Annotated in this window: 11 protein-coding genes; all 11 read right to left on the bottom strand. The window is 61.0% G+C overall.

Going from position 1 to position 12,090, the window contains the following annotated elements:
* Complete coding sequence (gene rfaE1 / locus FH08_RS0125300; RefSeq protein WP_051888505.1) at positions 1 to 1,005, bottom strand: D-glycero-beta-D-manno-heptose-7-phosphate kinase; 1,005 nt, start codon at positions 1,003 to 1,005, stop codon at positions 1 to 3.
* Complete coding sequence (locus FH08_RS0125305; protein WP_031361043.1) at positions 983 to 2,374, bottom strand: UDP-glucose dehydrogenase family protein; 1,392 nt, start codon at positions 2,372 to 2,374, stop codon at positions 983 to 985. The genes rfaE1 and FH08_RS0125305 overlap by 23 nt, the downstream gene beginning before the upstream one ends.
* A 140-nt stretch (positions 2,375 to 2,514) precedes the next feature.
* Complete coding sequence (gene lapB / locus FH08_RS0125310; RefSeq protein WP_031361044.1) at positions 2,515 to 3,690, bottom strand: lipopolysaccharide assembly protein LapB; 1,176 nt, start codon at positions 3,688 to 3,690, stop codon at positions 2,515 to 2,517.
* Positions 3,691 to 3,781: 91 nt separating this feature from the next.
* Positions 3,782 to 4,075 carry a LapA family protein gene (locus FH08_RS0125315; RefSeq protein WP_031361045.1) on the bottom strand — a complete coding sequence of 98 codons (294 nt, stop codon included), beginning with the start codon at positions 4,073 to 4,075 and terminating at the stop codon, positions 3,782 to 3,784.
* A gap of 380 nt (positions 4,076 to 4,455) precedes the next feature.
* Positions 4,456 to 4,803 carry an integration host factor subunit beta gene (locus tag FH08_RS0125320; protein WP_031361046.1) on the bottom strand — a complete coding sequence of 116 codons (348 nt, stop codon included), beginning with the start codon at positions 4,801 to 4,803 and terminating at the stop codon, positions 4,456 to 4,458.
* Between the two features lie 20 nt (positions 4,804 to 4,823).
* On the bottom strand, positions 4,824 to 6,539 hold the full coding sequence (gene rpsA / locus FH08_RS0125325) for a 30S ribosomal protein S1 (protein WP_031361047.1): 1,716 nt from the start codon (positions 6,537 to 6,539) through the stop codon (positions 4,824 to 4,826).
* A gap of 173 nt (positions 6,540 to 6,712) precedes the next feature.
* The gene (cmk, locus tag FH08_RS0125330) at positions 6,713 to 7,393 is read right to left on the bottom strand and encodes a (d)CMP kinase (RefSeq protein WP_031361048.1); all 681 of its coding nucleotides are present in this window, start codon (positions 7,391 to 7,393) and stop codon (positions 6,713 to 6,715) included.
* A gap of 76 nt (positions 7,394 to 7,469) precedes the next feature.
* On the bottom strand, positions 7,470 to 8,774 hold the full coding sequence (gene aroA, locus FH08_RS0125335) for a 3-phosphoshikimate 1-carboxyvinyltransferase (RefSeq protein ID WP_031361049.1): 1,305 nt from the start codon (positions 8,772 to 8,774) through the stop codon (positions 7,470 to 7,472).
* Between the two features lie 16 nt (positions 8,775 to 8,790).
* Positions 8,791 to 9,714, bottom strand: a complete 924-nt coding sequence (locus FH08_RS0125340) for a prephenate dehydrogenase (protein WP_031361050.1) — start codon at positions 9,712 to 9,714, stop codon at positions 8,791 to 8,793.
* A gap of 92 nt (positions 9,715 to 9,806) precedes the next feature.
* Entirely contained in the window at positions 9,807 to 10,919 is a 1,113-nt protein-coding gene (gene hisC / locus FH08_RS0125345; protein WP_031361051.1) for a histidinol-phosphate transaminase, read from the bottom strand.
* A 31-nt stretch (positions 10,920 to 10,950) separates the two neighbouring features.
* The gene (pheA, locus tag FH08_RS0125350; RefSeq protein ID WP_031361052.1) at positions 10,951 to 12,033 is read right to left on the bottom strand and encodes a prephenate dehydratase; all 1,083 of its coding nucleotides are present in this window, start codon (positions 12,031 to 12,033) and stop codon (positions 10,951 to 10,953) included.
* Between the last annotated feature and the right edge of the window lie 57 nt (positions 12,034 to 12,090).

Here is a 12,090-nt window from a genome sequence, read left to right on the forward strand (position 1 = left end):
TTAGGCGAAAAGTTCGTTGTAGTCGACAGTCGCCGTACCGAGCTTCCCGACGACGATTCCCGCTGCACGGTTGGCGTAAGCAATGCAGTCCACCAGCGGCACACCCGCGCCCAGCATGGTTGCAACGGTTGCAATGACCGTGTCGCCGGCACCCGAAACATCATACACTTCGCGTGCATCGGCCTGCGTGTGGATCACCCGGTCGGCGGTAAAGAGCGTCATGCCCTCTTCCGATCGCGTCAGCAGCAACGCGCTGAGATCGAGCGATTCGCGCAGCGCCGTGACACGCGCGAGCAGGTCTTCTTCCGAGCTCCAGCGCCCGACCACTTCACGCAATTCCGCGCGGTTCGGCGTGATCAACGTCGCGCCCCGATACCGATCCCAGTCGTCACCCTTCGGGTCGACAAGCACCGGTTTGCCGGCCCGCTTCGCGTCCGCGATCATTTGCGTCACATGCGTCAGACCGCCCTTCGCGTAATCCGACATCAGGATCACATCATGTTGCGGCAAGAGCGTTTCGAACCGGGCGAGACACGCGCTCAGGACTTCATGCGTCGGCGTATTTTCGAAGTCGACTCGCAACAGTTGTTGCTGCCGCGACAGCACGCGCAGTTTGATAGTCGTGAGCAACGCGGGATCGCGTTCGAGGAACCCGGTGACCCGGCTCTCGCCCAGCAATTCCACAATGCGTTCGCCTGGCTCATCGTGTCCGACCACGCACAGCAAGCCTGCCTGCGCGCCGAGCGCCGCCGCGTTGCGCGCCACGTTCGCCGCGCCCCCAAGCCGGTCTTCTTGCCGCTGTACATGCACGACCGGCACAGGCGCTTCGGGGGAAATACGGTTCACATCGCCGAACCAGTAGCGGTCGAGCATCACGTCGCCAACCACCAGCACGCGCGCCGCCGCAATGCGCGCGCGCGGAACCGGTGGAACGGGAGCGTGTCCGGCGACTGCAGGCACCGCGACGGCGGCCGCCGCTGCGTCAGGCGACAGGGAGTTCAACATGGGGACGTCCTATTGCAAAATAGTCGATGCCGAGTTCCGCCATCGCTTCAGGTTCGTACAGGTTGCGGCCATCGAAAATGACCGGCATTTTGAGCTCGCTCTTCAGATGCGCGAAGTCCGGGCTCTTGAACTCCTTCCACTCGGTCACGATCACGAGAGCGTCCGCGCCGGGCAACGCGTCCTTTTGTGAATCGACGAAATGCAGGCGTTCGAGTTGCTGCGGTTTATCGGCGAGATCGAGCGCAAATACGCGGCGGCTTTCCGCCAGCGCCACGGGGTCATACGCGCGCACCGTCGCGCCGCGCTCGAGCAGCGCGCCAATCAGTCGGCGGCTCGACGCCTCGCGCATGTCGTCGGTATTCGGCTTGAACGCCAAGCCCCACACGGCGAACGTGCGGCCGCGCAAGTCTTCGCCCATGCGCTTCGTGATCTTGCTGACGAGCACTTCCTTTTGCAGATCGTTCACTTCTTCCACGGCTTCGAGGATCCGCAACCGATGCCCGTTCTCACGCGCCGTCTGCGCCAACGCCTGCACGTCCTTCGGGAAACACGAACCACCGTAGCCGCAACCGGCATACAGGAAGTGATAACCAATACGCGGGTCCGAACCAATGCCGCGACGCACCGCTTCAATATCCGCACCCACGGCATCCGCGAGATTCGACAAATCGTTCATGAACGAGATGCGCGTGGCGAGCATTGCGTTTGCCGCGTACTTCGTGAACTCCGCCGAACGCACGTCCATATAGAGCGTGCGATCGTGATTGCGGTTGAACGGCGTATAGAGACGCTTGATCTTCTCGCGCGCAATCTGGCCGGCTTCGTCGTCGTCCACGCCGAGCACGATGCGGTCGGGGCGCATGAAGTCATCGACAGCCGCCCCTTCCTTCAGGAACTCCGGATTCGATAGAACCGAAAAGCCGTTCTTCCCCGTCGGCTCGATTCCCCGCGCCTTCAGTTCCTGCTCGACTACGTTGCGCACGTGCTGGGCTGTTCCAACCGGGACCGTCGATTTATCGACGATCACCTTGAAGCCGTTTGCATAACGCCCAATGTTGCGAGCAGCCTCGAGCACGTACTGCAAGTCAGCGGAACCGTCCTCGTCCGGCGGCGTTCCAACCGCGATGAACTGGATCTCGCCGTGCTCGACGCTTTCCTTGATGTCCGTGGAAAAACGGATACGGCCGGCCGCACGCGTACGTTTCAGTATCTCGTGCAAGCCCGGTTCGTGGATCGGCACGCCGCCGTTATTGAGGATGTCAATCTTGCTTGCATCGACGTCCAGGCACAGCACGTCGTTGCCGATTTCAGCGAGGCACGCGCCGGTCACAAGTCCGACGTAGCCCGTCCCGATGATGGATATTTTCATAAGCGTTCCGGAGAGACCGGTGATAGTCGTTGGATCAGGCTAAAACAGCCGCGGAGCCCGATGGTGTCAACCGTTGCGGATCCTGAATGAGCCGGGCCACACGGGCCGCGCGCCGGTCCGTGCTCACACGCAAGCCCCGTTCAGACGGATGCGGTGATCGGCTCGACGCGGCGTGGCGCATAGGTTTCCCAGCCGCTGCAGCCAGGACATTGCCAGTAAAAAAGACGCGCGCGGAAACCGCAATTCTGGCACGTGTAGCGCGGCAGGTTCTTGGTCCGCTGTTTGACGAGCGTGCGCATCAGTTCGAGTTCGCTGCGACGGGGCTCCTCGGCCGTCGCCACTTGCGCTTCCAGTAGCCGCGTCATGCCGGCGACATTCGGCGATGTCTGCATCTGGTGCCGGGCAAGCGCGTGGGCTGCGTCCATCCCGCGCAATTGCGAGACGTGCTTGAACGCCACGTCGAGCAGATCGTTCGACGGATAGCGATTCACGTAATCAACCAGCAGGTCGACGCCTTCAGCCGTACGGCCGAGTTGTTCGTAAGCCTGGACCAGCTTTTCAGCCACCAGCGGCAGATAAGCCGCATTCTGCTCTTCCACACGACGCCAGCACGCAATGGCTGCCTCCAGATCGCCCCCGGCGGCATCCACGTCGCCAACCAGGATAGTCGCCCGCACGTTGTCGGGATTGGCCGCGAGCGCGAGCTTCAGCTCCGCGCGGGCGTCTTCCGGGTTCTTGCGCTGCAACGCTTCTTGCGCGAGTTCGCAATGGAACTGGGCGACCTCTTTCTCAAGCGCCGCCGCGCCCATTTCCTTGATTCGGCCAGCGGTTGCAATCGACTTGTTCCAGTCTTTCTCGATCTCGTAGATGGTCAGCAACGCCCGTTGCGCGCCGAGCGCATATTCGCCCGTTTCGAGCGACCGAAACGTTTCCTCGGCGCGATCCAGCAGACCCGCCTTCAGGAAATCCTGGCCAAGTTCGAACAGCGCGTGATCGCGTTCGGCGACGGGCAGATCGGCGCGGCCCAGCAGGTTCTGATGCACGCGAATGGCCCGGTCCGTCTCACCGCGGCGGCGAAACAGGTTGCCGAGCGCAAAGTGCAATTCGATGGTTTCAGGATCGAGCTTCGCAACTTCGATAAAGGCGTCGATGGCCTTGTCGTGTTGCTCGTTCAGCAGGAAATTGAGGCCGCGAAAATACGAGCGCGGCAGATTCGCGTTTTCGGACAGCAGCGTTTTCAGGTCATAGCGGGATGCAATCCAGCCGAGAGCAAACGCGACCGGAATGACAAGCAGCCACCAGAAGTCTAGATCCATGCGAATTCTTGAAAAGGGTTAAGGGCCGGCGCGAAGTGCCGGAAGCAGGCACCCGGCCGCGCTGGCACGGGGCCGGTCAGCGCATGGCCCGTCAGATCAGTGGCGGCATAGGCGGTTCCATCGGCACGACGGGAACATCGCGCGCCACGCGCACTTCGCGTTTGAGCCGGGCATTTTCCATCCGCAGGCGAAACAACGACGGCAGCGACGACAACAGCCCAGCAACCAAGCCGACGACAAAAAACGCGAGGCCGATCAGGATCAGCGGTGCTTGCCAGAAGTAGCCAGCGAGAAAATTGAGCGTCGCACTTTGCGTATTGGCCAACGCCAGCACGAGCAGGAGCACGAAAACCAGTACACGGATCAGCCAGACAAAAAATTTCATAAGGGTCTCTTTGACGGCAATAGCGGAACGACGCAAGAGGCAACGCGGGCGGCGGGTATAACACCGATATCCACGAGGGACGCAATGCGCGGGCCACGCTGCCCTTGGTCGTTGGCGTCCGGTATTGTAATTGAAGCGTATGAGGCAATGCGCAACGGCTTGGACGTTAGGCCGATCGGCAGGGCGTTTGCGGGAGTTTACCGCTCCACGGTAACGCGAAAAATAACAATGACGAACGACCGTGCAAAACTGTAGCGCCACCAGCGCACGTTCGGCCCGGGCATAAAAAAAGCACCCTTGCGGGTGCTTTTTCCGGTCATTTGCCTATGGCAGACTGCGGCGCGAGGCGGGATGAACTCGGGAATGAACTCAGACGTCGGTCAAATATCGTCGTCTTCGTCACTATCCTCGCTATCCGCTTCATTCGACTGCTTCAGCGGCTCGCCCGCGCGGCCATCTACTCGTTCGCGCAACTCCTTGCCCGGTTTGAAGTGAGGTACGAATTTCTCCGGTACCAGCACCTTCTCGCCCGACTTGGGATTGCGTCCAACGCGCGATGGACGACGATTGAGGCCAAAACTGCCGAAGCCGCGGATTTCGATGCGATGGCCGTTGGCCAAAGCGTCCGACATCGCATCGAGCATCGTCTTCACCGCGAAATCCGCATCTTTAAGAACAAGTTGCGGAAATCGCAGCGCCAGTTGGGCGACCAATTCCGATTTGGTCATGCTGCAGCAATACCTGCGGCTTAGCCGTTCTGGCCGTCGAGCTTGGCCTTCAACAGCGCGCCAAGGTTCGTCGTGCCGGTTGCAGCCGTGCTCGAGTCAGCCGAAGCCAGACCACGGATAGCTTCCTGTTGCTCAGCCGAATCCTTGGCCTTGATCGACAGGTTGATGCCACGCGATTTGCGATCGATGTTGATGATCATCGCGTTGACCTTGTCGCCTTCCTTCAGCACGTTGCGAGCATCTTCCACGCGGTCCTGAGCGATTTCCGACGCGCGGAGATAACCTTCCACGTCTGCCGTCAACGTCACGACTGCGCCCTTCGCGTCAACCGACTTGACCACGCCGTCAACCGTCGCGCCCTTGTCGTTCATTGCCACGAAGTTGCTGAACGGATCGCCTTCGAGTTGCTTGATACCCAGCGAGATGCGTTCCTTCTCGACATCGATGCCCAGAACGATAGCCTGGACTTCGTCGCCCTTCTTGTACTTGCGAACAGCTTCTTCGCCCGTTTCGCTCCACGACAGGTCCGAAAGGTGAACCAGACCGTCGATGCCGCCCGGCAAACCGATGAACACGCCGAAGTCGGTGATCGACTTGATGGCGCCTTCCAGCTTGTCGCCCTTCTTGAAGTTGCGGCTGAAGTCGTCCCACGGGTTCGGCTTGCACTGCTTCATGCCGAGGCTGATACGGCGGCGGTCTTCGTCGATTTCGAGAACCATGACTTCGACTTCGTCACCGAGTTGCACAACCTTCGACGGTGCAACGTTCTTGTTCGTCCAGTCCATTTCCGACACGTGGACCAGGCCTTCGATGCCCGATTCCACTTCGACGAATGCGCCGTAGTCGGTGATGTTCGTGACCTTACCGAACAGGCGCGTGCCCGACGGGTAACGGCGGGAAATGCCTTCCCACGGATCGTCGCCGAGTTGCTTGATACCGAGCGAAACGCGGTTCTTCTCTTGGTCGAACTTGAGGATCTTTGCGGTCACTTCTTGGCCAACCGACAGCACTTCGCTCGGGTGACGCACACGACGCCATGCGATGTCCGTGATGTGCAGCAGGCCGTCGATACCGCCCAAGTCCACGAATGCGCCGTAGTCCGTGATGTTCTTGACCACGCCTTCCACGATCGCGCCTTCCTTCAGCGTTTCGAGCAGCTTTGCGCGCTCTTCGCCTTGGGTAGCTTCGATCACAGCGCGGCGCGACAACACGACGTTGTTACGCTTGCGGTCAAGCTTGATCACGCGGAATTCGAGGGTCTTGCCTTCGTACGGGGTCGTGTCCTTGACCGGACGCGTGTCAACCAGCGAACCCGGCAGGAACGCGCGGATGCCGTTGACCATGACGGTCATGCCGCCTTTGACCTTGCCCGTGATCGTGCCGGTCACGAGTTCGTTGTTGTCGAGCGCTTTTTCCAGCGACAGCCACGAAGCCAGACGCTTCGCCTTGTCGCGCGACAGGATGGTGTCGCCATAACCGTTTTCCAGGGCGTCGATAGCCACTGAAACAAAGTCGCCCGCCTGCACTTCTACCTCGCCCGCGTCGTTCAGGAATTCTTCGAGCGGAATGTAGGCTTCGGACTTGAGACCAGCGTTGACGACCACGAAATTGTGGTCGACGCGCACGACTTCGGCGGAAATAACTTCACCCGCACGCATGTCCTGCTTGGTCAACGACTCTTCGAACAGAGCCGCAAAAGATTCGGTAATCGGGGTAGATGTTTGCAGGTCGGACATAAAAATCTATAGTTGCGCAGCTGCTTCGCAATGCCTGCCCAAACTGTTCGGGCCGATGGCAAAAAAGGCGAACGCTACACGGGGTTGAGGGGTTAAAACACGCTCCATGTTTCTCATGGAGCTCCAAAGCAAAGCCTTCAAAATGTCGGCTTTTTCCAACAAATTCCTACTATCTACGCGGGAACCGCATTAAACCAACCGATGATCTGATCGACCGCCTGGTCGATGGATAACCCGGAGGTGTCCAGCGTCTTCGCGTCCACTGCGGGCTTGAGCGGTGCGGCTGCACGATTACTGTCCCGTGCGTCCCGCTCGCGCAAATCTCGCAGCAAGTCTTCCATATTAGCAGAAAAGCCTTTTTGTATCAATTGCTTATGCCGCCGCGCGGCCCGCGCTTCATCGCTGGCCGTGAGAAACACCTTGAGCGTTGCATCGGGAAAAATAACGGTGCCCATGTCGCGGCCGTCGGCAACCAGCCCCGGTGGCTTGCGGAACGCCCGCTGGCGCGCAATCAGCGCGGTCCGAACCTGGCCGTGAACGGCAATCGCGGAGGCGCGGTTGCCAATTTCCTCTGCCCGAATTTCGGTTGATACATCCACGCCGTCCAGCTGCGCACAGCCTTCCCGGAACGTGATGTGGAGTTCCGCGACAAGCTCGGCGAGCGCGTCGCCGTCCTCGGGTTCGATGTTGTAGCGCGCGCTTGCGAGCGCGGTGAGCCGGTACAGCGCGCCGCTATCGAGTAAATGGAAGCCTAGCGTGGCGGCGACTGACGCGGCGACGGTGCCTTTGCCCGAAGCCGTCGGGCCGTCGATGGTGATAACCGGAGTCTGGTGAAAGGGACGAGTGGGTTTCATCGGAGACGTCCGGATCGGCGGTCGGCTGCGCGCGGGGTCGGAGCGTGCATTGCTGTATTTGTAATGGTCATGGTCATCAGGCCTTCGCGAGCTTGGCGAACTGCTCGAAATAATCCGGGAAGGTCTTGGCGACACATTTCGGGTCGTTGATACGCACCGGCACGCCACCCAAGCTCACGAGCGAAAAACACATCGCCATGCGATGGTCGTCGTAGGTATCGATAGCCGCATTCGGCGTCAATGCAGCCGGCGGCGTGACAACCAGGTAATCCGCGCCCTCCTCGATCGTCGCGCCGACCTTGCGCAGCTCGGTGGCCATCGCGGCAATCCGGTCCGTCTCCTTCACGCGCCAGCTCGCGATATTGCGCAGCGTGGTCGTGCCGGTCGCGAACAGTGCGGCGACGGCAATGGTCATCGCGGCGTCGGGGATCAGGTTGAAATCCATGTCGATGGCCATCAGCTTGCCGTCATCGGATTCCACGCCGCGCACTTCAATCCAGTCATCGCCCAACATGACATTTGCGCCCATGCGGATCAACGCATCGGCGAAATTCACATCGCCCTGGATGCTCGCGCGGCCCACGCCTTCCACGCGCAGCGGACCTCCGCCCAGCGCACCGGCCGCGAGCAAATATGACGCCGACGACGCATCGCCTTCCACCGCGATCGTTCCCGGCGACTTGTAGCGCGCGCCAGCCGGCAGCGTAAAGCTCTTCCAGCCGTCGCGTTCGACGGTCATCCCGAAACGCTCCATCAGCTTGATCGTGATGTCGATATACGGTTTCGAAATCAGCTCACCGTCCACTTCCACGACAATCGGGCCGCGCGTGTTCTGCGCCATCGGCAAACTCATCAGCAACGCGGTCAGGAACTGGCTCGACACGTCGCCACGCACGCGGATTGGCTGGTCGACAGCAATGTCAGCGGGGTGAATCCGCAGCGGCGGGAAACCATCGTTCGCTTCGTAATCGATCTTCGCGCCAATCTGACGCAAGCCATCGACGAGATCGCCGATCGGCCGTTCATGCATGCGCGGCACGCCATGCACACGATATTCGCCGCCGTTCAGCGCGAGCGCAGCCGTGAGCGGACGCACCGCGGTGCCCGCGTTGCCAAGAAAAAGCTCCGCCGATTTCACCGGGAAGCGCCCGCCGGTGCCTTTCACGACACAGCGCTCGCCATCGTTTTTCACCTCGACGCCCAACGTATTGAGCGCCACGAGCATCACGCGGGTGTCGTCGGAATCGAGCAGGTTCGTAATCACCGTTTCGCCCTCAGCCAGCGCAGCGAGCAGCAGGACACGGTTAGAAATGCTCTTCGATCCGGGCAGCCGGACCGTGCCGGACGCACGCGAAAAAGGTCCGAGATCGAGGTGTTCCATGATTAAGTCCAGTTAGCTATTGTGCGGATTCATCGGCGGCCTTGATCGCGCCGCCTTGTTGCCACTCGCTTCGAGCGGTCCGCGAGCGTTCGAAGGCAGTTTCGAGCGCGGCGCCGTCGGCGGTGTCGATGGCCTGGCGAAAACGCGCCAGCACGTTGGTATAGGTATCGATTTCGGTCAGCAGCGCCGTCCGGTTCGCGATGCACACGTCGCGCCACATTTCCGGACTCGACGCCGCGATCCGCGTGAAATCGCGGAAACCACCGGCGGCGAACGAAAACTTGAGCGCGGCGTCGGGCGCTTGCAGAATCATCTCAACCAGCGCGAACGACAGCACATGCGGCAAATGGCTCACCGACGCAAACACGCCGTCATGCTGCTCGGGTGTCATCCGATGCACGCTCGCGCCGGTCGCGAGCCACATTGCAGCGACACGGTCCACCGCGTCCGCCGAGTTCTCCGGTAACGGGCACAGCACGACGTTCCGATCCACATAGAGATCGGGTATGGCGGCGTCCGGACCACTTGATTCCCGCCCGGCAATCGGATGCCCCGGCACGAATTGCGCAACCCGGTCGCCCAACGCTGCACGTGCCGCCGAGACAACGTCATTTTTTGTGCTGCCCGCATCGGTAACGATGGTGCGCGGGTCAAGGAACGGCGCAATCCGCCGCAGCAACGGCTCTGTTTGCGCAACCGGCGCGGCGATCAGCACGAAGTCGGCGTCACGCAGCGCGAGTTCGAGCGCACGGTCGTCGTCGAGAAGCACGGCCGAATCGATCAACCCGATTTCCAGCGCCCGCTCAACGGACTTCTTCGAGCGCCCGACACCCACGAATTCACCCGTCGCGCCCGCGCGTTCACGCAGTGCGCGCGCAAGTGATCCGCCGATCAGGCCGACACCAAAAATAACGATTTTATTGAAAGAGAACGCGGCCACGGGACATCGATAAAAACGCGCCTTTCGGCGCGAGGGGTGAACAATCGAACCGGCCCGTGCTTTTTAAAAAAGCACGGGCGAAACAGAAACAATCAAGCAGCAGCCAACGACTTTTCGAGCGCCGCGATAAATGCGTCGTTCTCTTCCGGCAAGCCAATCGTGACACGCAGCCACGGCAACAAACCGTAGTTGGCGACCGGCCGCACGATCACGCCTTGCTTGAGCAACGCGAGATTCACGCGCTGCCCGGCGGCATCGTCGTTACCCACGCGCACCATCACGAAGTTGCCATCGGACGGGACGTATTCTAGGCCGAGTTTGTCGAAGGCTTCCGTCAGCCGGCGATAGCCCGCCGCGTTGATCTCGGCGCTCTTCGCCAGGAACGCCGTGTCCTTCAACGCGGCGATCGCAGCGGCTTGCGCCATCGTATTCACGTTGAACGGCTGGCGCAGGCGATTCAGCAGATCGGTTTGCTCCGGTTGCGCAATAGCGAAACCGACGCGCAATCCAGCCAGCCCGAACGCCTTTGAAAACGTCCGCGACACAAGCAGATTCGGATAACGACGCACCCATTCGATGGAATCGTAGCGCTTGTCCTTCGACAGGTATTCCGTGTATGCCTCGTCCAGCACGATTGCCACGTGACGCGGCACGCGTGCGATGAACGCCTCGAGCGTCCGGCCATCGATAAACGTACCGGTCGGATTGTTCGGATTCGCGACGAACACGAGACGCGTGTCATCGGCGATGGCAGCGAGCATCGCTTCGAGATCGTGACCGTACTTCACGGCCGGCACGACGATCGCGCGCGCGCCCAGACCTTGCGTGGCCAGTGCATAGACCGCAAACGAATATTGCGCGTAGACAATCGACTGCCCCTTCTCGACGAACGCATGCGCGGCGATTTCGAGGATGTCGTTGCTGCCATTGCCGAGCGTGATCCATTCCGGCGGCACGCCGTAACGTTCGCTCAACGCGGCTTTCAGGTCGAAACCGTTCGCGTCAGGATAACGGCCGAGGTCCGCGATTGCTTGCGCCATCGCGAGCTTCGCCGATTCAGGCATGCCAAGCGGATTTTCATTCGACGCGAGCTTCACGATGTCCGCTTCGTTGAGTCCGAATTCACGCGCCACTTCCGAGATCGGTTTGCCGGCAATATAAGGCGCGATCGCGCGCACGTAGGAGGGGCCGAATTGCGATGTCATGTTTTTCTCCAGCGGTTTTAAAGGGCTCAACTCAGCGATCGCGCGGGTACGAGCCGAGGATCTTCAGGAACTCGGCCTTTTCGCCCAGTTCGTGGAGCGCGGCGGCAACCGGCGCGTCGTCGCGATGTCCTTCCACGTCGATATAAAAGTAGTACTCCCACGTGCCGACGCGCGCGGGACGCGACTCGAAACGGGTCATCGATACCCCATGACGTGCCAGCGGTTCCAGCAATTTCAGCAACGCGCCCGGCTCGTTCGCCACCGACACGATCAGCGACGTCTGGTCATGGCCACTGACGCCCGTGCGCTCCTTGCCAATCATCACGAAGCGCGTGCGGTTGTGCGGGTCATCCTGGATCAGCGCGCTGACCACGCCGAGTCCGTAATGCGTGGCCGCACGGTCCCCCGCGATAGCCGCAATAGTCGGGTCACCCACCGCGAGCCGCGCCGCTTCCGCATTGCTCGATACCGCCTGACGCGCAAGCGTCGGCGCATTCGCCGTCAGCCAATGCTGGCATTGCGCGAGCGCTTGCGGATGCGCGAATACGCGCGTGACGCCATTGAGCGTGCCGGACGCCGTCAACAGATTGTGGTGGATCGGCAAAGCCAGTTCGCCGCTGATCACCAGCGATGTTTGCAGCAACAGATCGAGCGTGCGCGAGACTGCGCCTTCCGCGGAATTCTCAACCGGCACCACGCCGAATTCGGCTGCGCCGGCTTCAACCGAGCGAAACACTTCGTCGATGGAAGGACACGGCACACCTTCGATGGAATGTCCGAAATACTCGAACATCGCCTGCTCGCTGTAGGTCCCGACCGGACCGAGATAGGCTGCGCGCAGCGTCTGTTCAAGCGCGCGGCTCGCGGCCATGATCTCGCGCCAGATCGAGCTGATGTGATCATCGGCGAGCGGCCCTTCGCTCATTTCCTGGAGGCGCGCAATGACCTGCAACTCGCGTTCGGGGCGAAACACCGGCGCGTTGAAATGCTTCTTCACCTCGCCCACTTCGAGCGCCACGGCGGCGCGCTGGTTCAGGAGCGCGATGAGCTGCGCGTCGAGCGCATCGATGCGCTCGCGCAGCGGGATGAGTCGTGAATTAAGGTCGTCGTCCATGCGTTGTATGAGATGAGTCGATCCGGCTTGATACCCCAAGCATCGGATGGGAGGCCA

The organism is Caballeronia sordidicola (assembly GCF_000729995.1).
GTDB classification, from domain to species: Bacteria; Pseudomonadota; Gammaproteobacteria; order Burkholderiales; family Burkholderiaceae; genus Caballeronia; species Caballeronia sordidicola_A.